Source organism: Massilimicrobiota sp. An134, from assembly GCF_002160815.1.
Lineage (GTDB): Bacteria > Bacillota_I > Bacilli_A > Erysipelotrichales > Coprobacillaceae > Allocoprobacillus > Allocoprobacillus merdigallinarum.
Map to the genome: position 1 here is coordinate 123749 of NZ_NFLH01000001.1, position 25233 is coordinate 148981.

Genomic DNA, 25233 nt, shown 5'->3' on the forward strand with positions numbered 1-25233 from the left:
TGACCCTTCCTTTCATCAGTAGCCCCTAATTATTATATATACATTTTTTTCAATTTTTTCTTCTTAAAAACGAAAAAAAGTGAAATTTTTCAATTTCACTTTACATCATATTCAATTTATCTTTCATCGCATTATATTTTGATTGGTAATCAGCCAATTTCTTTCTTTCCTGTTCAACTTTTTGAGCAGGTGCTTTTTGAACAAAGTTTGGATTAGAAAGCATAGATTCACAACGTTTAATTTCGTTTTCTAGCTTTTTGATTTCATCTTCCATCTTTTTCTTTTCTGCTTCCAAATCAATATAATCACCTAATTCAATAATCAAAGCATTACCACCTTTGATCATTTCTGTTGCTACATTTGAAGATGTTTCAACATTATAACCAAAGCAACGCGCATGACAAAGTTTATAAATATATGGTGAAAGATTTTCAAGTAAGCTTTCAAGCTGAGTATCCTGTGTTTGAATAGAATATGCAATTTCAATAGCATTTTTAATGACATATTGAGCTCTTAAATTTCTAATACCTTTAATGATATCAATTAAGTAAACAAATTGATCCTGAATTTGTTCATTATTGAATCTATCATTAATAGTAGGCCATTTCGCAATACAAATAGATTCTTCTATATGTGGAATAGATTGATAAATTTCTTCTGTCACAAAAGGCATAAATGGATGTAATAATCTTACAATTGCATTCAATACATAAACCAATGTATTTTGTGTTGCTTTCTTTTCAATGTCATTATCACTATTTAAATGAACCTTAGACAATTCAATATACCATGAACAGAAATCATCCCAAATAAAATTATAAAGTTCACTACCTACATTAACAAATTCAAATTTATCCATGTTTTCATCAACAGAAGCAATCACTTCATTTAAACGATTGAGAATCCATTGATCAGCTAAATTTAAATGATCAAATGATAAATCCTGATATGACATATTTTCATCAATATTCATTAAAACAAATCTAGCAGAATTCCATATTTTATTAATAAAATTCCATGCAGCATCTAATTTTTCAGGAATATATCTTAAATCCATACCAGGTGCAGAATTTGTTGTTAAAAAGAATCTTAATGTATCAGCACCATATTGGTCAATAACATCCATAGGATCAACACCATTACCTAAAGATTTAGACATCTTTCTTCCTTGCTCATCACGAATCAAACCATGAATCAGAACATTTTTAAATGGTCTTTGGCCAGTAAATTCTAATGATTGGAAAATCATACGAGATACCCAGAAAAAGATAATGTCATAACCTGTGACTAATGTGTCAGTTGGGAAATAACGTTGATAGAGTTCACTCTCTTTATTTGGCCAACCCATTGTTGAAAATGGCCATAAAGCACTTGAAAACCATGTATCAAGAACATCTTCATCCTGTTTCCAGTTTTCAATATCTGCAGGTGGATTTTTACCCACATAGATTTCTCCTGTTTCTTTATGATACCATGCAGGAATCTGATGTCCCCACCATAATTGACGTGAAATACACCAATCTTCAATATTTTCCATCCATTGTTTAAATGTTTTTTCAAAACGAGGTGGCACAAAAGAAACCTTAGAATCTTTTAATTGATTCTCTAATGCCGCATTAGCAAGTGGTTTCATCTTGACAAACCATTGTTTTGATAAGTATGGCTCAACAATAGCATGACTACGTTCAGAATGTCCAACCTGATGCATATGTTTTTCAATATGATCAACAACACCTCTTGCTTCAAAATCTTTGACTAAAGCTTCACGGCATTCAAAACGGTCCATCCCTTGATATTGACCACATAATTCATTCATTGTACCATCATCATTCATACATTTTGGCATCGCTAAATGGTATTTTTTTGCTAAAGCAAAGTCATTAGGGTCATGAGCTGGTGTACATTTCATAACAGCTGTTCCAAAACTCATGTCAATGTAGCTGTCTGCCATAATTGGTAAAGATTCACCATTCGCAGGATTAATTGCATGTTTTCCAACCAAATGCTGATATCTTTCATCATCTGGATGAACAAAAATCGCTTGATCGGCAAACATTGTTTCAGGACGTGTTGTCGCAATAATCAATTTTTCACCTGTTTCAACAACTTCATAATTGAAATAATACATATGTCCTTCAATTTCTTTATGGATAACTTCAATATTTGATAAAGCTGTACGTTGAACTGGATCCCAGTTAATAATACGTTCTCCCTGATAAATATAACCTTTTTCATATAGCGTTACAAAAACAGTTTTAACCGCTTCGCTTAATCCTTCATCCAAAGTAAAACGTTCTTTTGTATAATCTAATGATAATCCTAATTTTTCCCATTGGCTACGAATAATAGAAGCATATTCTTCTTTCCATGACCAAGCTTTTTCTAAGAATTTTTCTCTGCCCAAATCATAGCGAGAAACACCTTCTTCTCTTAAACGTGCTTCTACTTTTGCTTGTGTTGCAATACCCGCATGATCCATACCAGGCAACCATAATGCATCATAACCTTGCATTCTTTTATAACGAATAATCATATCTTGTAAAGTTGTATCCCAAGCATGACCTAAATGAAGTTTCCCCGTTACATTAGGTGGTGGAATAACAATACTATATGGTTTCTTAGAAGTATCTCCCGCTTCAAAATAGTGATGATCTAACCACGTTTTGTATTTTCCTTCTTCTACACTTTTATGATTATATTTCGTCGCTAATTCTTTTTTCATCGATTTCATCTCCCTCTTTATCTTCGTCAGGAATATCTGTATCATAAAAATCTTCTTTATGATCTAAAACATATTGTGTTAACTTTTCTCCTAGGTTTGTGGTACTGACAAGTGTCACAAATTCATTTGTAAAATCTGAAAAATTATATCTTGAATAATCTCCCATTTCTGGATCATCTTCATCATCTTCTTCATCATTCTCAATAATTTCTGCAAAACGTCTTGCTGCTTTCATTAAATCAGCAATTTCATGTGCACCAACTCTTTCAAAAATATCAACTACCATTGGTACATATGGTTGACTCGCTGGACTTAAAAAGAAACTATGTAAAGATGCATTACGACCTTCTAAAGAAGATGTAATCATATAAATACCATAAACAGTTCTCTCACTTTCATTCATTTTTTCAAAATAATGATCAAAATCATCATTTTCTTTTCTCATACAATGAAACAATGCTGCCGCAGTTACATCTTCTCTTGGACATGTTTCTAAGACTCCAGGTCTTAAATATGAATATCTCTCTTTTTTAGCTTCATATTCCATCGCAGCTTTTTGACGATGTGCCCTATTTTCATTAACTCTTTTTTTAAAGAAAAAACCTAAAAAGCAAAGTGCAAAAATAAATAATCCCCAGACAATATAATTAGCCATTTCTTCTCCTCCTTTAATAAAAAAGAACATTCGCATAAGGACGAATGTTCGTGGTACCACCTTAATTCATATACAATCTGTATACCTCATAAACCTTAACGCAGTTATACGTGTTTACCTACTTCAATATTCAGAAAACAAACTCCAAGGCTACCTTCCATTTCTTCTTCTATCTCTTCACACCAACCAGAGATTCTCTTTAAGAATACAAAATGTACTCCTCCTCTTCAACGTCTATTATATTCTAACAAACCTGACTATCAAAGTCAATTATAACTGTGTAATAAAATCATGAATTGAATCTAAATAATATAATAAGCGTGAAAGCTTAATAATGTTATCAATTTCGTCATGTTCTAATTGAATAATAGGCACAATATTCATTAAACAGCAAAGTAATAATTTTTCTTCTTCTCTTAATTCAAACTTTTTCAAATAGGATTGACTCAAACAATCCAAATCAAAAAGAATATCTGGTATTTTTTGATACATATCAAATATATCATAAATGGGTAAATCCATTTCCAGATAATCAAGTGATATTAAACATTTAGATTTCAGTGAAATATGTTGATAATCAAAATTTTTATATGTGATACAAATACGAATGGATCGACAATTTTGAACACAATTCATATACTGTGATAAATATTGACGTGCTAAACATAGCGCATCATAGATACGATAATAATTCATAACAAGCAGCCATTGACTAGGTGAACGGTAAAGCTCATTTTCATAATTGGTAATCATCTGTTCATAATAAGCCATACGTTCCTGAATCACTTTTAAAACATCATTTTCAAGTGTATGAAAATATTGCTGATTGACTTTCATATCATAAAAACTATGACCATGGAGATAAGCCAGTGTTTCAAAATAAAATTGAATTTTCATTTCCTTAAGATGTTGTGAACCACTTTCAATAAACGGCATAAGATAAAGATATTGTTGCTGATAGGAAGTCAGATATTCATGATGATCATTCGGTATGATATGAACAAAACAGGATAAATTCAATGTTTCAATAGAATCATACATATTCTGTAATGATTTCTGTGATGTGATTTTTGCAACATAATATCCTTCTTCACATTTTAATTTAAAAACATGTGAACTTAACTTAATTTCACCAATAACATGAAGTCCATAGTTTTTTAAAATAATTTCCTTCATATCATATATGGAATAATAATGATTGTTCCCTGGGTTAAAGAACGCTCATGATTGTACTGCTTAAGAGCATACTCATCTACTTTATAATGTCTAGCGATAGTTTCATAGCTATCACCGTCTTGAACAACATAAAAATAATATGTGCCTAAATCTTCATCACTATTGACATCTTCACTTTCTTGAACAGGCATATCAACTTGTTTATCTTCCAATGGCCTTGTCTGTTGAATTGTCACTTCCTTTGTTTCAGGAATAACATCCACAATTTTTTCTTCTTCACGTAAAAGCTTCTCAATCTCTTCTGCAGGATCCACTTCTTCATTTCTCGTCACTGTATCAACAACACGATCTTCATCATCCAATACCCCATATACATAAGCCTGTATAACCAATGACAAATTACCATCAACAAGATGATAATCAAAATCTTCTACTTTCACATGAAAATCTCTTTTATCTGTAATCTTTTCAAATAATGCGAAAATATCTAAATCTATCGTTTCATGAAATTGATGTTTTTCCTGTGTATCTTTATATTCACCATTAATCATAATACTACCAACCGCACGCATTCCATTTGTTTCCATCTTATAACGAATAGATTCATCAACAGATATTGAAATTAATTCATGAAGCTGATGATTCAAATCAACCATTTTTTTAAAATATATCTTTTGCATACAATCCCTCCTATCAAACTGTATGCATAAAATTGAAGAATATGAATAAGAGAAACTTTGACAATAAAAAAAGTAGAGCTTTTCTCTCTACTTCATTATTGATTCTTTTCAAGTATTGCTAATGCCTGTTTTAAAACAGATTGACCATTCATCATTCCATAATCTTTCATATCTATATGAGCAACTGGAACCCCAGGTGCTTCAGATTCAATTTTACGTTGAGCATAACGTACTTGAGGTCCTAATAAAATAATATCTGTTCGATTGGCATTAGCTTTCACCTCATTAGCACCAACAGCCCAAATTTCTGCCTCTATACCTTGTTCTAAAGCTGCTTTCTTCATCTTTTCAACAAGTAAACTTGTAGACATACCAGAAGCACAGCATAACATAATACGTATCATTTTTCTTCCCCCTCCCTATATCTATTATACAAAAAATGAAAAGATTTGTTAAGAGCGAGATTATTTGTTATAGCATATGAAAAAATAGGTATTATTGTGTAAAGTTTATTCCTTGCCTCTTTCACCACTTAATTTTAAAATAATTATTTTCAATCAATATTTTTAGAGTTCACATAGTTGAAAAATAGATTGCCATAATTCGTCAATTCCAACTTTATTTAGACTTGAAAAACGAACAAACAGATCCCCTTCTTGAAAATCCAAAGTTTCTTTAATACGTTTTTCATTTTTCTTTAAATCATTTCGTTTTAACTTATCTTCCTTAGTCGCCACAACAATAACAGGAATCTGATAATACTTAGCATACTGATACATTTGAACATCATCATGAGTCGGCTTATGTCGATAATCCACAATTAAAATTAAGCCTTTTAACAAATCACGTTCTCTTAAATATGTATCAATCATATCCGCAAAGCTTTCTTTTATAGCATCACTGACTTTCGCATAGCCATAACCAGGAACATCTACCAAACAGATTTCATCATTAATATTAAAGAAATTTAAAGTACGTGTTTTACCCGGTGTTGAAGAAACTTTTGCTAATTTTTGATGATTCGTCAATGTATTAATTAAGCTTGATTTACCGACATTACTGCGTCCGGCTAAACAAACTTCTGGCAATTGATGATCTGGCCATTGTGATTTCCATGCTGCACAGAGCAAAAACTGTGCTTTGTTTACCTTATACATATCTTTCTCCTTTCAAAAAAAGCTACTGATTCAATCAGCAGCTTTATTGTTTCACTAAAGCATTTTCTAAAACAGTATCAATATTATCTGCTAATATAATATTCAAATCATTTTGAACTGATTCAGGAATATCATCAATATCCTTTTCATTATCTTTAGGAATAATGATTGTACGAATACCACTACGATGTGCAGAAATTGATTTTTCTTTAAGTCCACCAATTGGTAATACTTGTCCTCTTAATGTAATTTCACCTGTCATAGCAACGTCATCACGAACAGGACGATTGCTAAAGGCAGATAAGATTGCTGTTGTTAAAGTCACACCAGCACTTGGTCCATCTTTTTTGACTGCTCCCTCTGGAACATGAATATGAATATCTTGCTTATCAAAAGCAATGTTTTCTAATCCATATTTTTGAGAATTTGCTTTCATGTAATCTAATGCAATAGATGCAGATTCTTTCATAACATCACCAAGCTGTCCAGTAATAATAAATTTACCACTACCAGCAAAATGATTAACTTCAATTGGTAAAATATCTCCACCATATTGCGTATATGCCATTCCAGTAACAACACCTACTTGTGGCTTATCTAATTTTTTAGTATGTTCAAATGGTGCTTTACCAAGATATTCTTCTAAATCTTCAACATTTAATGTAAGCATTAAAGACTGATCTTTTAAGATTTTTAAAACAGCTTTTCGACAGATTTTAGCAATTAAACGTTCTAATTGTCTAACTCCTGCTTCACGTGTATAATGACGAATCACATACATGAATGCATCATCTGATATATGAAGCTGTTCATCTTTTAAACCATGAACTTTACATTCTTTTTTCAATAAATGTCTTTTAGCAATTTCTAATTTTTCTTGTTCTGTATATGAAGATATCTCAATGATTTCAAGTCTATCTCTTAATGGATCAGGAATACTTCCAAGATCATTTGCAGTTGCGATGAATAAAACTTTTGATAAATCATAAGGTTCTTCTAAATAATTATCAGAGAAGAATTGGTTTTGTTCTGGATCAAGAACTTCAAGCATTGCACTTGTTGGATCACCTTTATAATCACTAGACATTTTATCAATTTCATCTAATAAGAAAACTGGGTTCACAACACCTGCTTTTTTCATTCCTTGAATAATTCTTCCTGGCATAGAACCTAAATAAGTTCTACGATGTCCTCTAATTTCAGCTTCATCTCTTACTCCACCTAATGAAGCTTTTACAAATTTTCTACCTAATGCTCTTGCAATAGATTTAGAAATAGAAGTTTTCCCTACTCCTGGAGGACCAACCAAACAAATAATTGGAGCATTTAAAGACTGAGTCATTTGTTTAACAGCTAAGTGTTCCACAATTCTTTCTTTTGGTTTTTCTAATCCAAAATGATCTTCATCAAGAATTCTTTCTACTTCATTGATATCTTGTGTATCTTCAGTTTCTTGATACCAAGGTGTTTTCATAACCCAATCAATATAAGTTCTCACAACATTGGCTTCAGAAGAAGCAGGTGGCATCATATCATATCGTTTTAATTCTTCTTCAATCTTATCTTTGATATGTTGAGGATAAGGTTTTGATTGAATTTCTTCACGAATATAATCTGTATCATCTTCTTTACTAGGTGTATCACCAAGTTCTTCTTTAATTGCACGTAATTTTTCTCTTAAATAATATTCTCTTTGATTTTCATCAATACTTTCTTTGACTTTAAGATTAATTTTTTCTTCTATTTCATTAATTGTCTTTTCTTCTTCCATGCTTGCAAGAACTAATAATAAACGTTTATTAATATCACATTCAGCTAAAATAGCTTGTTTTGTTTTTAATTCGACATTAATATATTGTCCTATTGTATCAGCTAATGCACTTGCACTCATGCCCTGTGACAAACTTGCAAAAACTTCACGAGGGAAAACCTGAAGATTTTTATGCATTGTCTGCATCTGATCTGTTAATTTTCTAACTAACGCAATTTCTTCAGCACGGTCACCATGAATATCTTCAAGATATTTTGTTTTTGCAAAAAGACAACCATCTCTTTCTTCAAGATTTAAAATTTCTATTCTTTTTTGACCTTCAACAGTCAATTTGATTGTTCCATGATTATCTCTTTTGATTCTTCTTTTAATTTTGCATAATGTTCCATAATGATAAACATGATCAAAATCTGTATTTTCATCAAGTGGATTTGTTTGAGAAATAAAAACAACGTTTTCATCAAATTCATTCACACTTAATTCAATTGCTTTAAGGCTAAAACTTCTTCCTACATCTAAAGAAATTTCATGAGAGGGAAAAACAACCATCCCTCTAGTACAAATGACAGGTAAATCAACGACAATATCTAATTCATCCATAATTCATGACCTCCTTTGTATTTTCATTATTATATATAATAATGAGTCACTTGTCTATTCATTTGTTTTAATAAAACAAGACGCTTGAAGCGTCTTATTTTACATTATCTTTAATCAATTGAACAGCTTTACGAGTAGCTAAATCATTTCTAATTTGTCCTAACTGTCCTTCAAAGAGTTTTTTCACTTCGTCGAATTCTCTTCCATAGTAAGTTGCAATTTCTTTGATTTCGTCATCAACTTCATCATCGCTTACTTCGATATTTTCAGCTTTAACAATTTCAGATAAAATCAAATTAAATTTCACACGTTTTTCAGCTTGTTCTCTCATTTCAGCTTTCATATCATCAAGAGTTTTACCAGTTAATTGTTGGAATAAATCCATTGTTAAACCTTGTTGAGATAAATTTTGTTCAACTTCTCTTAACATTTGTTGAAGTTCTGTTTCAATCATTGCATCAGGAACTTCAAGTGGTGTATTTTCAATAACGGCATTGAAAATATCATCACTGAATTTTGCTTCAGCTTCATTTTGTTTTCTGTTTTTGATTTGTTCTTTTGTGTAAGTTTCTAAATCAGCTAAAGTTTCAATACCATCAACATTAACATCTTTTGCTAATTCATCATCAATTTCAGGTAAAACTTTTGATTTAATTTCATGAACTTTAACTTTGAAAGTTGCTTTTTGTCCAGCTAAATCAGCAGCCTGATAATTTTCTGGGAAAGTGACTTCAATTTCTTTTTCTTCACCAACACCCATACCAATTAATTGTTCTTCGAAACCAGGAATGAATGATCCTGAACCAATTTCTAATGGATGGTTTTCACCTTTTCCACCTTCAAAAGCAACACCATCTTTAAATCCTTCAAAGTCAATAACAGCTGTATCACCGTTTTCAACTTGGCCATCTTCTTTTATAACTAATTCAGCAAATTGATTTTGATAATTCTTTAATTCAGCTTCAATTTCTTTCTTTGTAACTTTAACTTGTGTCTTTTTCACTTCTAAACCTTTGTACTGACCTAATTGTACTTCTGGAGCAACTGGTGCAGTTACAGTTAATTTAAGAACATCTTCTGAAATTTCATCAATTTTCACTTCAGGTTGTCCTACTGGACGAATATCATTATCCAATAAAATACCTGAATAATTTTGTTGTAAAATCATATCAGTTGCTTCTTCTAAAATAGTTCCTTTTCCAAGTCTTGCTTTAACCATTTGTTTAGGTACATGACCTTTTCTAAAACCATCAATCTTAACTTGTTTTGCTAATTTGTCTAATGCTTTTTCTTGAGCTTTTTTCCATTCTTCAGTTGTGAAAGTCACTTTAACTTCCATCATAGATTTTTCAAGTTTATTACAAACTGTTTCCATTTATACTTCCTCCATTATTTCAACACGCTTATTATACATGAAACAATTACATAATGCAACTATTTTAACACTCAACTTGTTTGAGTGCTAAAATTTGTTCTTCAATTGCTTCTAAATCACAATAATATAAAATTTCTAATTCTGACAAGTCAACATCTATAGAGAGTAATGTTGCCACATAATAATGAATTGAGGCTGCCCAGACATTATAATCCATTTCATCAATTTCCTGTGGATAGAAAGAATACAGTAAATATTCCAAATATTCCTGACACTGTTCAAAAAGTGAAGGATTATCACTTTCCAATGCATTTTCAAGATACTTTAAAATACCTGTATAAGCAAGCTGATCTAATACCATTGGCATATAGCTTGGATTAAAACTATAAATCCGACCAAACTTCTCAACTTCCATTTCTTCATCAACCTGCTGATCAATCATAATTTCCATTAATAAAGTCTTTGCAAAAAAATGTTTATTTGGATCCATCAAATAAGTTTTAATTGTAGGAATAATCATACGAACATTCAATTGCTGTAATTGATCAAGTGCCATATACAACAAATCTTCATTACAATCTTTTTTGTTTAACAATTGATTAATTTCTTCTATTGAAAAAATTTGATTTTTATTTTCAACTTCATATCGAGCTTCCTGCTTTTCAAGCAAAATTTCGTCATAAGCCGTATTAAACAAAGTTTCATATTGATAAGGTATATAAGGCATAGATAATTCTTCAATTAATAAATCTATTGCTTCTTCATATTCACCCAATTCTTTTAATGCCATGATGTACATAGATATAACATCATAATATGTTTCTTTTGCCAAAGCCTTTGCATGAGCGCCTTCATATTTTGCTTTTTCAAATTCACCCAACCCAATGAAACAAACGAGTCTTAAATATCTTGTTTTTTCATCATTCATATCATGAAGCTGATTTAAAGCTTGAAGATATTCACCATTTTCAATCAACTCTTCAATCAATTTTATCCCTCCTTTTGACTTGTACGAGATATTCTATCAAAATTTAAATATTTAAGCAAATTATTTTTACATATTTTATCATTCTACAAAAAACTGTTATACACAAACATGTATAACAGCCCTTATGTTATTCATCACCAAAGCAAACACCAACAGCTTTAGCAGCACGAACCAATTCACCATTTGGATCGACACGTTTTTGTTTACCGAATTTAGCATCACCAATAACTTCTTCTAGTGATGTATAATCCATATTTTCTCCATGAAGAGTCACAACATTACCAAATAGTCCTTCATCAATCAATTCACATGCTTTAACTCCAAAACGAATAGATAAAATACGATCATAAGGAGTAATATCTCCACCACGGATAATATGTCCTGGATTAACAGAACGCACTTCATGATTTGGAATCACTTTTTCTAAATCATCCGCTACTTTTGCAGCCAAACCACTATAACGTACTGGATCAGGTGAATCTTCTACAATTTTACCAATGACTTTTGTACCATCAGCATATTTTGCTCCTTCAGCTACTGCAATAACAGTATAAGGCAATCCCTGTTCATCACGTTTAGCAATATGTTTAGCAATATTTTCAATCGTAAATGGAATTTCTGGAATTAAACAAACACCAGCATTTCCAGCAAGTCCTGCATATAAAGCAATCCAACCTGCATCTCTTCCCATTAATTCACAGCAAATAACACGATGATGAGATTTAGCAGTTGTCTGTAAACGATCAATAAATTCAGTTCCTACACTCATTGCACTGATGAAACCATATGTAAGGTCTGTACTAGATAAATCATTATCCATAGTTTTAGGAACTCCAATAACATTAACACCTTTTCTTGAAAAATCTCTAGCACTTGTTAGCGTTCCATCTCCACCTAAAACAACAAGAACATCAACACCCGCTTTTTTCAAGTTTTCTACACCAACATCACTGACATCTTTTTTAACTTTTCCACCTTTTCCATCATCTACCAAATAGTCAAAAAGATTATCTTTATTAGAACTATATAAAATAGTTCCACCTTCCTTATAGATGTTTTCAACTTTTTCTTCTGTTAATTCAATATAGTTATTGTTATATAAACCACGGTATCCATAAACATAACCTATAACTTCCCATCCATATTTATGAATAGCTGTTTTTGTAATTGTTCTAATTACTGCATTTAATCCTGGACAGTCACCACCACCAGAAAGTAATGCTATTCTTTTCACTTTCTTTTCCATATCATTATCCTCCACATTTATTTTCCATTCTTCATTATAATAAAAATCATCACAGAAAACAACAAAAAATGAATCCGTTTACAAAATTTCGTATAAAATAAAAAGTTAAAGATGTTTTCATTGTTTTAAACATTCTTTAACTTTTGTTATAGGTAAACCAATGACATTATCACGATCACCAACAATATAATCAACAAATACACTAGCTTTCCCCTGAATACCATAAGCGCCTGCTTTTCCCATCCATTCATTGGAATCTAAATAATCATCAATCATCGCAGTAATATCTTTAAAGAAGACTTGTGTTTTTTCACAAAATGTTTTTAAATCATTTCCCATATATATGGCAACTCCTGTATAAACATCATGACGATGATGAGATAGACGCATCAATATTTCATAAGCTTCCTGACGATCATGTGGTTTACCAATGACACAATGATCAAAATAAACCACTGTGTCTGCAGCAATAACAATATCGTGAGGATATTTTTGATGAATAGGATATGCTTTACGCATCGCTAAATCACATAAACGTTTTTCAATAGGTAATGAATCATCTAATGTTTCATCAATAAAAGAAGCATCAACTTTAAAGTCAATGCCTTCTCTTTCAAGCAATTCTTTTCTCCTAGGAGAAGTGCTTGCTAAAATAATTTTACTCATGGTCTTTCTTTTCTTCTTTATGTATTGGTTTAGGAAGCAATGCTTTACGAGAAACATTGACACCCTTATCAGTAATCTTAGTTACTTTGACTTTAATGATATCACCTATTTTTAAAACATCAGAAGCTTTATTGATACGTTCATGAGCAATATCTCCAACATGTAAGAAACCATTTGTTCCTTCAAATAATTCTACAAAAGCAAATTTATCTTCAACACGAACAACTTTTCCATCATAAATTTCCCCAACTTCTGCTCTTCTTACAATATTTTCAATAAGTTTAGCAGCAGTTTCAATAGCTTCCTGATCATAATGATAAATTGTTACACGACCATCTTGTTCGATATCAATTTTAACATCATTAGATTTTTCAATGATTTCATTAATTGTTTTACCACCAGTTCCAATAACATCTTTAATTTGATCTGGTTCAATTTTCATCATATAGACTTTTGGTGCATATGGACTCAAATGATCTCTTGGTTCACTAATAGCATTCATCATACATTCCATAATCTGCTGACGTCCTACTTTCGCTTGCGCTAAGGCTTCTTGTAAGATTTCTTTTGTGATTCCATCAATCTTGATATCCATCTGTAAAGCACAGATACCATTTTTTGTTCCAGCGACTTTAAAATCCATATCTCCTAAATGATCTTCCATTCCCTGAATATCTGTTAAGATTGTATAATCATCACCTTTTTTCACAAGTCCCATTGCAACACCACTAACCGGATTACTAATTGGAACACCAGCAGCCATTAATGCCATAGATGATGCACAAATAGAAGCTTGTGATGAAGAACCATTAGATTCTAAAACTTCAGAAACAACACGAATTGTATATGGGAATTCTTCTTCGCTTGGAATAACCTGAGCTAAGGCTCTTTCACCTAAAGCACCGTGTCCAATTTCACGACGACCAGGCGCACCCATTCTACCTGTTTCACCAACAGAATATGGTGGGAAATTATAGTGATGCATAAAACGTTTTTGATCTTCTAAACCTAAACCATCAATTTTTTGATGTTCTCCTAAAGCACCTAATGTACATACAGAAAGCACTTGTGTTTCACCACGTGTAAACAAAGCAGAACCATGTACTCTAGGAAGTAAATCAACTTGTGCATCCAATGGACGAACTTCATCAATTTTACGTCCATCAGGTCGAATCTTATCTTCTGTGATTAATCTTCTTACTTCATCTTTTTCTAAATCATGTAAAACGATTTTAACCTGTTTAATAACAGCTTCCTGTTCTTTTGAATCAGCATATTCTCTAGCTTCAAATAAAGCGACAACTTCATCATTGATTTCATCAATAGCTCCATATCTTTCTAATTTACCAGGAATAGAAACTGCCTGAATCATTCTCTCTTTAGCTAAAGATTCTACTTCTTTTACAATATTTTCATCTAATTCAAACAAAGGAATTTCAATTTTTTCCTTACCATATAAAGCCACAATTTCTTCTTCAAAAGCAATTAACTGCTTAATAGCTTCATGACCAAATAATAATGCATTTAACATTGTTTCTTCATCAACTTCTTTAGCATCAGCTTCAACCATGTTAATAGCTTCTTTAGTCCCAGCAACTTCTAGATTAATTAAACTTCTTTCCATCTCTTCAGGACCAGCATTGATTGTAAACTGTCCATCAATCAAACCAACATTCACACCTGCAATTGGTCCATTGAATGGAATATCAGATAAACATAAAGCTAGTGATGCTCCAAGCATCGCTGCCATTTCTGGTGACGCATTCTGATCCACTGATAAAACAGTATTCACAACTTGAACTTCATTTCTAAATCCATCAGCAAATAATGGACGAATAGGACGATCAATCATACGTGCCGTTAATGTTCCATGTTCACTAGGACGCCCTTCTCTCTTTAAAAATCCTCCTGGGATTTTCCCAACTGAATATAATTTTTCTTCATATGTTACTGTTAATGGAAAAAAGTCTACGTCTTTAGGCTCTTTTCCAGCCACTGCAGTAGATAAAATCACTGTATCATCATATCTTACTAAAACAGAACCATTAGCCTGCTTAGCAAGTTCACCTGTTTCAACAGTTATTGTTTTCCCATAAAACTCTAAACTCATTACATGTTTTGACATATTATATTTTTCACCTCATTCATTATCTTTGTCATTATAGCATATTTTACAGTAATAACAAATCATTTCTTTATCATATTTTACACAGATATCCATAAAAAAAAAGATGACCGAAGTCATCTTTTCACTATTTATGCTTTGATAATTCCTTATCCTTCATTTCTTTAACCATTTTCGTCAGACGTTCTTTTTCACTTTGAAGTTGTCCATACATTTCTTGTGTGTCCATCTTCTGATGAGATGGAATATGTTTATTTGTATTTTCATGAAATGTCTTTTCATAAGATTCCTCAGCTTTTTCATGAATACAATGACGTAAAGCTTCTAAAGTTTTATGTTTTTGTTCTTCTTTTTCTTTCATTTCCTGAATTTCTTTTTTTAATTCAGTCTGATTGAAAATAACTTCATTTTCTTCATCCTGACTATTTCTTTTTTCCTGATCTTTAAATACCTTTTGATAAGCGCCTTTTGCTTCTTGAATAATATCTTCCTTACTCATATTGTCGTCCTCCTTCATTTGACGAACTTATTATAGAATGATTGATTTCAAAAAAACATAGACGCTCAACATTTGATTACATGATTAACAAAATTTATGATTGAAAATGATATTTCTGTTATTTTTATTTACAAAAAGAAAAGATATTCATTTCGAATATCCTTATCTTCTTAATCCTAATTTGTCAACTAATGCTGTGTATCTATCAAGATCTTTATTTTTTAAATATTTTAATAAATCTCTTCTTCTACCGATTTTCTTTAAAAGACCTCTGTTTGAATGATAATCTTTTTTATGAACTTTAAAGTGTTCATTTAATTTGTTGATATCAGCAGTTAATACAGCGATTTGTACTTCTGGAGAACCTGTATCTCCTTCTTTAGTTGCGTATTCTTTCATAATAGCAGTTTTTTCTTCTTTAGTTAACATTGTTATTCCTCCTTTTATTTGACTTAGCTATGTCCAAGAAATAGGTCGAGGACTCTTATATCCTAGATATAGCCGCATTTGTAATTATAAAGAAAGCATAGGAAAAGTCAAGTTATTTATTGATTTTCATGAAAAGAATTTATAAAATATTTCAAAGGAGGATATTTCATGAATAAAATAGCATTTATTGGTGTTGGCGTTATGGGTAAACCTATGGTTCAACATCTTACTAGCGCTGGATATGATGTAACAATCTATACACGTACTAAAAGCAAGGTACAAGATTTAATAGATCTTGGTATTACCTGGAAAGACAGTGTTTATGACTGTATACAAAATCAAGACATAATTATGACAATGGTAGGCTACCCTCATGATGTTAAAGATATTTATTATGGTCCAAAAGGAATCATAAACAATGCAAAGCCAGGAGCTATTCTTATAGATTTGACAACATCATCGCCAAAACTTGCAAAAGCAATTTATAACGATGCCAAAGCACATCAGTTAGAAAGTTTAGATGCTCCCGTATCTGGAGGAGATTTAGGAGCCAAAAATGCAACACTCTCTATTATGGTTGGTGGAGACTATACAACTTTTCAAAAAGTTCAAAAAATATTAGATATCCTAGGTACAAGTCTATATGTAGGAACAAGCGGTATGGGACAACATACCAAAATGGCTAATCAGATAGTGATTGCTGGAACCATTGCAGGTGTCAGTGAAGCCATTCACTATGCCAAAGAACATCAATTAGATATGGATATATTGATGCAATGTATCACCAAAGGTGCCGCTGCCAGCTGGCAGTTAGAACATAATGGACAAGCGATGATTGATGAACAGTTTCAGCCAGGGTTTTATATCAAGCATTTTATCAAAGATTTAAAAATTGCTAAAGAGGAAATGGATCATCAAGAACTTCCTGTCTTAAATACTGTCTTACAAATGTATCAAAGTCTTCAAGAAGACAATCTAGGAACACAGGCTCTCATACACTATTACGAAGAAAACTCATGAAGTTTTCTTTTTTTGTATCATAATCAAAGAAAGCATTAATAATAAAAAACTGATAAAATGCATCAAATCAAAACTTTCATTTAAAAATATTAAGGATTCTATATAAGTAAACACAGGATTTAAACTTAAAAAGAAACTTGTTTGAACAGCACCGATTTGTTGAATAGCTTTCATATAAGTGATTTGTATAAAAGCAAACCCTAGACCAGAAATAATCAAAAATAAAATCCAGTCCCATATATTTAACGAACTTAACTGATAAAATCTCAATTGTCCATCTAACAAACAATGTCCAAGTAAAAAAAGAGAGCCAAATAATAATTCAAAAAAAGTAAAACTTATACTATGAGAAATATTCCATTTTTGAATAAGAATATTACCAGAAATATAGAGAATCATACCAAGCAGAAGATAAAAGAATCCAATCTGTATTGAAAAAATCTGAAAATGAATAGATAGTAAAAAGGCAAATAATGATAAAAACATAGCTATCCATTCTTTAAATGTATAATGATTTCTTAAAAAAAGAAATGATAATAAGAAAGTTACTGTTGGAGATAAAGCATTCATAAATGCATTATCTACCCCTTTTACTTGATTCATACCCAAGAAAGTAAAATAGAAGTTTAAATATATAGATAGAAGTGCAATAATGATTAATTTCTTCTTATTTGGACAATGTAAAGGAATATGAGTAAAACAAATATATAAACCTAAAAATAAAAAAGATAATAAGACTCTTAAAAATGCTAAAAATAAAAAAGGAAGCTGATTCAGCAATAATTTCATAACAATAACATTACTTCCCCAAAAAAAGCTTGCTAAAAAAAGTTGAAAATAAATGGACATACTATTCACCATTTCTAGTATGCCCATTTTCATATATTTCAATCATTATTTATATTGATGTGATTTTCCAATAATCTCATGAATATCTTCAATACCCATGTCATCCAAAATATCATTCATTTCCTGAATGATTTTAGGACAAGCATAAGGATCAACAAGGTTTTGACAACCTACAGCCACTGCACTAGCTCCTGCTATCATCATTTCAATGGCATCCTTACCAGTGGCAATCCCACCCATTCCAATAACAGGAATAGATACTGCCTGAGTCACTTGATAAACCATACGTAAAGCTACTGGAAAAATAGCTGGTCCACTATATCCACCTGTTTTATTTGCAATAATTGGTCTTCCTGTTTTGATATCAAAACGCATTCCTATCATTGTATTAATCATTGTAATTCCATCTGCTCCAGCTGCTTCAACTGCTTTTGCCATAGCAACTATATCAGTGACATTTGGAGAAAGTTTTACATAAACAGGTTTTTGACTCACTGCTTTTACAGCCTTTGTTACTGCGGCAGCCATGTCCGGATGAGTTCCAAATTGAATTCCTCCCGCATGTACGTTAGGACAAGAAATATTAAGTTCTAATGCCCCTACCATATCATGTTTAGATAGACGTTTAGCAGTTTCAACATAATCATCAATAGCACTACCCCCAATATTAGCAATAACTTTATCATTGTATAATGGACGTAATTTTTCTAATTCTTCATGTATCACTGCATCCACACCTGGATTTTGTAAACCAATAGCATTTAACATTCCACTTGGTCCCTCTGCGATTCTTGGTAAAGGATTTCCATAACGTGGTTCTAAAGTTGTTCCTTTTAACATCATCGAACCTAAACAGTTGATATCATAAAATTTTGTAAACTCATATCCAAAACCAAATGTTCCACTTGCTGGAATAACTGGATTTTTCATGTTTAATCCAGGTAATTCAACTCTTAAATTAGCCATTGACAATCACCTCACTTGACATTAACACTGGTCCTTCAACACAAATACGTTTATATGGTTTTGTCTTGACTTTACATGAACATCCCATACAAGCACCAAAACCACATCCCATACGCGCTTCAAATGAAAGATAACCATTTTCAGGATATGTTAAAACCAAAGCATCGAGCATTTTTTCAGGTCCACAAGCATAATATTTATCAAATTCAATATGATTTTCTTTTAAAGCATCAATAACAGTCCCTTTAACGCCAACACTTCCATCCATAGTTGCTATATATGTAGGACAAATGTCCATAAATTCCTTTTGATAGAAAATATCATTTTGACTATTAAATCCAAGTACAGCCTGAACTTCAACACCATGATTTTTTAAAGTTTTTGCTAAATTATACATTGGTGGCACACCTAATCCCCCACCAATCACAACTGCCTTTTGAGCCTGAAAATCTAAAAAGCCATTTCCAAGTCCTGTTAAACAGTCTAAAGTATCACCAATATTTTTCTGTGAAAGAATCTGTGTTCCTTCCCCAACAACTTTAAAAATAATAGTTATATGATTTTCATCATAATCACAAATACTCATGGGTCTTCTTAAATAAGGCTGTAATGAATCATTAATTTTGACATTAATAAATTGTCCTGGTGTTTGAATGAACTTTGCAGCTTCACCTTCTAAAACCATTTCATATACATCTTTGACAAGTTCTTTTTTAGAAACAATTGTCATTATTCCTTGATAGTTTTCCATTTATTTTTCCTCCAAATTTATAAATTCACCATTCAAAATATTAGCAAAAATACGACCATAACATGTTGTTCCTAAAAATGGTGTGTTGGCTGATTTTGATTTCAAGTCCTTTTCTTCTATCGTAAAAGATTGATCAAGGTCAAAAATACATAAATTAGCTAAAGAACCAGTTTGAACTTGACAGTCAAAATGTAAAACTTGAGCTGGTCCAACTGTTAAAGCATCTAGAATTGTTTCTAAAGAAACCAGATTTTTCTTAACTAAATAAGTATATAATAATGGAAATGCATGTTGTAAACCTATAATACCAAACGGTGCATTTTGAATAGATGTATTCTTTTCATCTCTAGCGTGTGGCGCATGATCAGTAGCAATAACTGTGATTGTACGATCATTGAGTCCTTGAATAAGTGCCTGATGATCTTCTTGACTTCTAAGTGGTGGATTCATCTTAAAATTAGGATGACAATCTTGAATATTGTCTTCTGTTAAAATTAAATGATGTGGTGAAGCTTCACCTGATACAGATAAACCTTCTTTTTGAGCTTCATTTAATAAAGCTACAGTTTCTTTTGTAGAAATATGACAAACATGATAACGATTGTGATATTGCCTAACTATCTCTAAATCTCTTGCTACCTGCTTATACTCTGAAGCACTATTAATACCTATTAAATGATGTTCTTTAGCATAACGTCCTTCATGTATACAACCACCATGCAGCTCACTTTCATCTTCACAATGAGCGACAATAATAGAATCTAAATTACTTGCCAACTGCATAGCTAATTCCATCATCTCATCACTTTGAACACCTTTACCATCATCAGAAAAACCTACGACTATATCTTCATCAATAAGACGTGCCATATCTACTAATTTCTGACCTTGAAGATTTTGAGTGATTGCACTATATGTATAGATGTTAACACAACCATCTTGTTCAACCCTATGTTTGAAATCTAAAACTGTTTCAATATCATCCATACATGGATTTGTGTTCGCCATAGCTACAATTGTACCATATCCACCATACAATGCACTTAAACTTCCTGTATGAATTGTTTCTTTATGTTCAAATCCTGGTTCTCTTAAATGTGTATGTATATCTATAAAATTATGTGAAACCAACTTACCTTGTAAATCAATGACAGGCATATCACCGTTTTCGATATTTGAAGATATCTCTTCAATATAACCATCTTTGACTAAAATATCTGTTTTTTGAAAAATACCCTGATTATATAAATAAGCGTTTTTTAATAAGTAATTATTCATTTTCTAATACCTTATGAAGCATTGCCATTCTTACAAAAACACCATTTTGCATTTGTGTAAAAATACGACTCTTCTCACTTTCTACCAATTCGTCTTTAATTTCTACATCACGATTAATAGGAGCAGGATGCATAATAATAGCTGTTTCCTTTAAACGTTGATATCTTTCTAAAGATAATCCATAAATCTGATGATATTTTTCTTTAGAAAAATTTTCATCTCCAACATGACGTTCATGTTGAACTCTTAAAAGCATAACAATGTCCATGTCTTCAATAACATCATCAAAATCAACATAGTTGTAGCCTTCCTGTTTATATTCCAATGGTCCAGAAGTATATACATTCATACCAAGTCTTTGCATAACATGATAATTAGAATGAGCGACACGTGAATGTAAAATATCACCCACAATAACAACATTTAATCCTTCAAAATGTCCAAATTCTTCTTTAATAGTCATTAAATCAAGTAAAGATTGTGAAGGATGATTTCCTTTACCATCACCAGCATTTAAAATAGGAACATTAAGCTTTTCTAGCTGTTTAAAATAATCTTCTTCAGGATGACGAATAACTAAAGCATCACAACCGATACTTTCAAATAATTTACAAGTATCATACAAAGTTTCACCTTTCTTTAAACTTGAATTACTAGCCTCAAAATTTTGAGTACGGCAGCCTAAATTACCAGCAGCCATATCAAAACTATAATGAGTTCTTGTTGATGGCTCAAAAAAAAGATTGGCAACAACTTTCTTTTGGTGATAATCAATCACTTTACCATTTTTAAAAGCAATAGCCTCATCAATAATATTTTGAATCTGTTCTAAAGACAGTTCATTTAAATCAACAATTCTTTTCATAGATCCTCCCTTATTTATATTACCCAAATTTTTCATGTAATGCTTTTTCCACAATCGGTGGTACCAAGCCTGTTACACAACGATGGTGTGAAGCAATTTCTTTGACTGATGAAGAAGAAATATAAGAATGATTAGGCCTCGTCATTAAAAAAATCATATCCACACTATCATCTAAATATTGATTTGAAAAGGCCAACTGTAATTCATATTCAAAATCCATCGTTGCACGTAAACCTCGTACCAGTATGGGTGCATTCATTTTTTTAGCATAAGATACTGCTAAATCATCACTAAAATCCACACGAACATTAGCGTAAGTTTTTGTCACCTCTTTTAAAAGCGCCAAACGTTCTTCAAGAGAAAACAATGTTGTTTTTTGCGGATTGACAAATATAGTGACATACAAAACATCATACATCTTACTTGCACGTTCAATAATATCCAAATGACCACATGTAACCGGATCAAATGTTCCAGCATATACTGCATTCATGATTTATTCTCCTTATATATTAATATTTGTAATGATGTAATCCCATAAATTTGTTGTTTCTTTAATATAAATGGTTCTTTAACATCAATGGCTTCTTCTTTTAAATCTTCTATAACAATAATACAACCATCATTCAACATATGATTTTCAACCAGAAAATCCAATATTTTCTGATGAACTTTCATACTATAAGGTGGATCAAGTAAAACCAAATCAAAGCAAATATTCTCCTGAGCAAACTTTAATAAAGCTTTCCAATAATCCATCTTATAAATATGAACAACATCTTCAATCTTTAATGCTTTTACATTGTCTTTCACTGTTAAAAAAGCACGATATTGTTTATCAACACTATACAATTGATCCATACCTCGACTAATAGCCTCAATTCCAAGTCCACCACTACCAGCGAACAAATCTAAACATGTACCACCTTGAAAATAAGGACCTATCATATTGAATAAATTTTCTTTGTTTTTATCTGTTGTAGGTCGTGTTAATTTAGAATCAACACTTTTAAGTTGACGACTCTTTAATTTTCCTGCAATGACTCTCATGAATTATACCTCACAACTGAAAACGTTCTATTTGTAAATCATCACTTATATTCTTAAAAACAATACATGTGACTTCTTCTAACAAGTCATTCAATTGATCATAAGCCTGATAATAATTCTGAATAAAAGAATTTTGACTCATCTCATATTGAACTTGCTGTAATTCTTTTTTTAATGACTGTTGCCCAATATCTCCAGGATAGTCTTTTATTTTTAAATAATCTTCCTTCAAACTTTGATACCTCGATAATAATGCAACAGTCTGATCATGATACAAATGACATTGTGCCTGATTATATTTTTCAAATTCTTCTGTTTTAAAAATAGCATCCATTAGTTCATCAATCATTTCATACATATTTTTCACCTACAATAACATATCTAACATCTGTAATAAAGTTCCTACTCTTTCAATACGGTCAGCAAAAGTCATTTTATTTTCTACTTTATATTGTCGTAAAAGTGTTGGAAACTCTTGAGGATAGCGTGATAAAATCAAATACCATTTTGGGTGCATTCTTAAATATTGACGCAACTCCTCATTAATCATCGTACCACTGCCTATTTTGAGACTTTGGTTGTTCTTTAACAACAAAAGTGCTAACAAGATCTAAGATTTTTTGCAACCCCTCAAAACTTTTTGAAAGAGCATCTAAATCAACATTTTTTAAAATATCTAACAACCCAGTCAAGTCTGTCCTATTATGTTTATAAGGTTCCCACATTTTGTCATCTTCACCATATAAAACATAAAATTCATAAAGTTGCTGCCAGGTATAACGTCCTTTTACAACTTCTTCGCGAATAGCTGGTATTGTTTTCACAAAAGCTTTAAAATCATCAATTTGCATATTCTCACCATTAATAACATATGCAATTTTATTCCATTTGTTCTTTTAAAAGATCACGATTATATTTTGCAATGATAGATTGAGCAATTCCTAATCCCATCATAGCTGCCAAAGTTGAAGAACCCCCTGAAGAAATCAATAACAATGGAACTCCTGTCATAGGGATAAAGCCAGAAACTCCTCCAACATTCACTAATAAATGAGTAAAGAAATATAATCCTACTCCATAAAGAATTAATTTACTTTTTGTATCCTTAATTCTTAATGCATAATGAAACATCTTATATATAATAATCACATAAGGAATTAAAAACAGCATGAAACCAACCAAACCTAATTCCTCATAAATAATGGCCACAATAAAGTCATTATGTGATTCAGGTATATAGCCATACTTTTGAGTTGATGATCCAAACCCTTTTCCAAATAAACCACCTGTTGCAAAAGCAATCAATGCATTCGTTAATTGCCAGCCATCACCTTCAATATCACCCAAAGGATTTAACCAGGTATAAATACGACCTAACTGATATGGTTTTAATATGAAAGTTGCACTTAACAATATAAGAATAAAACCAATAACCAGTAAAATCAAAGCAAGTTTTTTATATTTGGTATAGTATGGACGTGGTGTAATAAAAAACAACATCATACAGATAAACGCCATAATTAAAGAGCTTCCCATATCCTTTTGTAAAAAGACACCAACAAAAAAGGCAATAAAAATAGCTAAAATAGGTCTAAGTATACAATACCATAATTTTCTTTTTTGAAGTTCTTCCTTTTTTTGTCTTGTGATATTTCGAGGAATCTGACAATATTCTTCGATTTCTCCAAAATGGAAAGACAGAAAAAGGATCATAATAACTTTCATAAACTCAGCAGGCTGTATAGTAAATGAGCCAATACGAATCCAGGCATGTGAACCTTTTCCATCTTCAAAAAATAAACAAGCTAACATTAAAACTAAACCCATAGCATAAAAGATCCATGTTGAATTGGCATTCACCCAGCTCTTTTTAAAACAACGTGTCAAAAAAATCATCGCTGCAAAACCACCCAACACAAAAATAGCTTGTTTAATCATATTCATGGAAGCATACATAGGTCCCATCTTCGCTGATTGACCAACTGAAGCACTTCCAATCATCACAATACCATATATGGTTAAAATAACTACACAAAAGTAAACTGTCTTATCAACTCCACGTCTTTTAAAAATTCTTTTCAATAAATTTATCATCGCATGTCAATCCAATCATTGTCTTTAGCTTTTTGAAAAACTTTATATATTGAATAATGTGAAACCTTTTCAAAAGCAGCATCAATTTGTTTTTGTTCACTTTTTGAATCAACAACTTTTATATATCGACGATAACATGTCATAAATTCATCTTTTGAAATACCTTCTTCATAAGCTTTTTCAACAGCATTATATAAAGACATTACATCAATAATATCTTGGGTATCCCAAAATGGACTCAACGGATAATCGTACATTTTCTTCACTTCCT

At 31.4% G+C, this 25233-nt stretch carries 27 protein-coding genes and 1 other annotated feature; of the genes, 1 reads left to right on the top strand and 26 read right to left on the bottom strand.

The window, feature by feature from the left end; genetic code table 11:
* Positions 1–100 precede the first annotated feature (100 nt).
* The 14 genes from B5E79_RS00755 to rpsO form a co-directional block, all read right to left on the bottom strand.
* Positions 101–2722 (bottom strand): valine--tRNA ligase, encoded by a 2622-nt coding sequence (locus tag B5E79_RS00755; protein WP_087296613.1) that lies wholly within the window; start codon positions 2720–2722, stop codon positions 101–103.
* Positions 2694–3377 (bottom strand): DMP19 family protein, encoded by a 684-nt coding sequence (locus tag B5E79_RS00760; protein ID WP_087244081.1) that lies wholly within the window; start codon positions 3375–3377, stop codon positions 2694–2696. The genes B5E79_RS00755 and B5E79_RS00760 overlap by 29 nt, the downstream gene beginning before the upstream one ends.
* Positions 3378–3410: 33 nt before the next feature.
* Positions 3411–3617, bottom strand: a binding site (T-box leader).
* Positions 3618–3647: 30 nt separating this feature from the next.
* Complete coding sequence (locus tag B5E79_RS00765) at positions 3648–4553, bottom strand: hypothetical protein (RefSeq protein WP_087244082.1); 906 nt, start codon at positions 4551–4553, stop codon at positions 3648–3650.
* A complete protein-coding gene (locus tag B5E79_RS00770; protein ID WP_087296614.1) occupies positions 4550–5233 on the bottom strand; it encodes a LysM peptidoglycan-binding domain-containing protein in 684 nt (227 codons plus the stop codon). Before B5E79_RS00770 ends, B5E79_RS00765 begins: the two co-directional genes overlap by 4 nt.
* A 95-nt stretch (positions 5234–5328) precedes the next feature.
* Positions 5329–5637 carry a PTS sugar transporter subunit IIB gene (locus tag B5E79_RS00775; protein ID WP_087244084.1) on the bottom strand — a complete coding sequence of 103 codons (309 nt, stop codon included), beginning with the start codon at positions 5635–5637 and terminating at the stop codon, positions 5329–5331.
* A 162-nt stretch (positions 5638–5799) separates the two neighbouring features.
* The gene (gene yihA / locus B5E79_RS00780; RefSeq protein WP_087244085.1) at positions 5800–6390 is read right to left on the bottom strand and encodes a ribosome biogenesis GTP-binding protein YihA/YsxC; all 591 of its coding nucleotides are present in this window, start codon (positions 6388–6390) and stop codon (positions 5800–5802) included.
* A 43-nt stretch (positions 6391–6433) separates the two neighbouring features.
* The gene (gene lon / locus B5E79_RS00785) at positions 6434–8761 is read right to left on the bottom strand and encodes an endopeptidase La (RefSeq protein ID WP_087244086.1); all 2328 of its coding nucleotides are present in this window, start codon (positions 8759–8761) and stop codon (positions 6434–6436) included.
* 94 nt (positions 8762–8855) lie between these two features.
* Entirely contained in the window at positions 8856–10136 is a 1281-nt protein-coding gene (gene tig / locus B5E79_RS00790) for a trigger factor (protein ID WP_087296615.1), read from the bottom strand.
* A 64-nt stretch (positions 10137–10200) separates the two neighbouring features.
* Positions 10201–11124 carry a hypothetical protein gene (locus B5E79_RS00795; protein ID WP_087296616.1) on the bottom strand — a complete coding sequence of 308 codons (924 nt, stop codon included), beginning with the start codon at positions 11122–11124 and terminating at the stop codon, positions 10201–10203.
* Between the two features lie 127 nt (positions 11125–11251).
* Complete coding sequence (locus B5E79_RS00800; RefSeq protein WP_087244089.1) at positions 11252–12370, bottom strand: 6-phosphofructokinase; 1119 nt, start codon at positions 12368–12370, stop codon at positions 11252–11254.
* Positions 12371–12487: 117 nt separating this feature from the next.
* A complete protein-coding gene (locus B5E79_RS00805; RefSeq protein WP_241147141.1) occupies positions 12488–12991 on the bottom strand; it encodes a Maf family protein in 504 nt (167 codons plus the stop codon).
* 37 nt (positions 12992–13028) lie between these two features.
* Positions 13029–15161 carry a polyribonucleotide nucleotidyltransferase gene (pnp, locus tag B5E79_RS00810; RefSeq protein WP_087296617.1) on the bottom strand — a complete coding sequence of 711 codons (2133 nt, stop codon included), beginning with the start codon at positions 15159–15161 and terminating at the stop codon, positions 13029–13031.
* 127 nt (positions 15162–15288) lie between these two features.
* Positions 15289–15660, bottom strand: a complete 372-nt coding sequence (locus tag B5E79_RS00815; protein ID WP_087296618.1) for a hypothetical protein — start codon at positions 15658–15660, stop codon at positions 15289–15291.
* A gap of 162 nt (positions 15661–15822) precedes the next feature.
* The gene (gene rpsO / locus B5E79_RS00820) at positions 15823–16089 is read right to left on the bottom strand and encodes a 30S ribosomal protein S15 (protein WP_087245886.1); all 267 of its coding nucleotides are present in this window, start codon (positions 16087–16089) and stop codon (positions 15823–15825) included.
* Between the two features lie 168 nt (positions 16090–16257).
* On the opposite strand from rpsO, the gene B5E79_RS00825 reads away from it, so the two are divergent.
* On the top strand, positions 16258–17109 hold the full coding sequence (locus B5E79_RS00825) for an NAD(P)-dependent oxidoreductase (protein WP_087296619.1): 852 nt from the start codon (positions 16258–16260) through the stop codon (positions 17107–17109).
* Here B5E79_RS00825 and B5E79_RS00830 read toward each other — a convergent pair.
* Genes B5E79_RS00830 through B5E79_RS00885 form a run of 12 tightly spaced genes read right to left on the bottom strand, consistent with a single transcriptional unit; the run spans position 17104 to position 25219 of the window.
* The gene (locus B5E79_RS00830) at positions 17104–17958 is read right to left on the bottom strand and encodes a DMT family transporter (protein ID WP_087296620.1); all 855 of its coding nucleotides are present in this window, start codon (positions 17956–17958) and stop codon (positions 17104–17106) included. The two genes, B5E79_RS00825 and B5E79_RS00830, sit on opposite strands and share 6 nt — an antisense overlap.
* 45 nt (positions 17959–18003) lie before the next feature.
* Complete coding sequence (locus B5E79_RS00835) at positions 18004–18924, bottom strand: dihydroorotate dehydrogenase (RefSeq protein ID WP_087296621.1); 921 nt, start codon at positions 18922–18924, stop codon at positions 18004–18006.
* A complete protein-coding gene (locus B5E79_RS00840) occupies positions 18917–19675 on the bottom strand; it encodes a dihydroorotate dehydrogenase electron transfer subunit (RefSeq protein WP_087245894.1) in 759 nt (252 codons plus the stop codon). Before B5E79_RS00840 ends, B5E79_RS00835 begins: the two co-directional genes overlap by 8 nt.
* Entirely contained in the window at positions 19676–20953 is a 1278-nt protein-coding gene (locus B5E79_RS00845; protein ID WP_087245896.1) for a dihydroorotase, read from the bottom strand.
* Entirely contained in the window at positions 20946–21818 is an 873-nt protein-coding gene (locus B5E79_RS00850) for an aspartate carbamoyltransferase catalytic subunit (protein WP_087245898.1), read from the bottom strand. Before B5E79_RS00850 ends, B5E79_RS00845 begins: the two co-directional genes overlap by 8 nt.
* Positions 21819–21837: 19 nt before the next feature.
* Positions 21838–22311, bottom strand: coding sequence for a pantetheine-phosphate adenylyltransferase (gene coaD, locus B5E79_RS00855; RefSeq protein WP_087245900.1), 474 nt, complete (start codon positions 22309–22311; stop codon positions 21838–21840).
* Positions 22308–22868 (bottom strand): 16S rRNA (guanine(966)-N(2))-methyltransferase RsmD, encoded by a 561-nt coding sequence (rsmD, locus tag B5E79_RS00860; RefSeq protein WP_087296622.1) that lies wholly within the window; start codon positions 22866–22868, stop codon positions 22308–22310. Before rsmD ends, coaD begins: the two co-directional genes overlap by 4 nt.
* Positions 22869–22878: 10 nt before the next feature.
* Entirely contained in the window at positions 22879–23226 is a 348-nt protein-coding gene (locus B5E79_RS00865) for a YlbF/YmcA family competence regulator (RefSeq protein ID WP_087245904.1), read from the bottom strand.
* 9 nt (positions 23227–23235) lie between these two features.
* Complete coding sequence (locus tag B5E79_RS00870) at positions 23236–23418, bottom strand: YlbE-like family protein (RefSeq protein ID WP_087245906.1); 183 nt, start codon at positions 23416–23418, stop codon at positions 23236–23238.
* The gene (gene ylbD / locus B5E79_RS00875) at positions 23411–23719 is read right to left on the bottom strand and encodes a spore coat protein YlbD (RefSeq protein ID WP_206080492.1); all 309 of its coding nucleotides are present in this window, start codon (positions 23717–23719) and stop codon (positions 23411–23413) included. The genes B5E79_RS00870 and ylbD overlap by 8 nt, the downstream gene beginning before the upstream one ends.
* A 28-nt stretch (positions 23720–23747) precedes the next feature.
* Positions 23748–24962 (bottom strand): FtsW/RodA/SpoVE family cell cycle protein, encoded by a 1215-nt coding sequence (locus tag B5E79_RS00880; RefSeq protein WP_087296623.1) that lies wholly within the window; start codon positions 24960–24962, stop codon positions 23748–23750.
* Positions 24959–25219: a UPF0223 family protein gene (locus tag B5E79_RS00885; RefSeq protein WP_087245910.1), complete on the bottom strand. Its 261-nt coding sequence runs from the start codon at positions 25217–25219 to the stop codon at positions 24959–24961. The genes B5E79_RS00880 and B5E79_RS00885 overlap by 4 nt, the downstream gene beginning before the upstream one ends.
* Between the last annotated feature and the right edge of the window lie 14 nt (positions 25220–25233).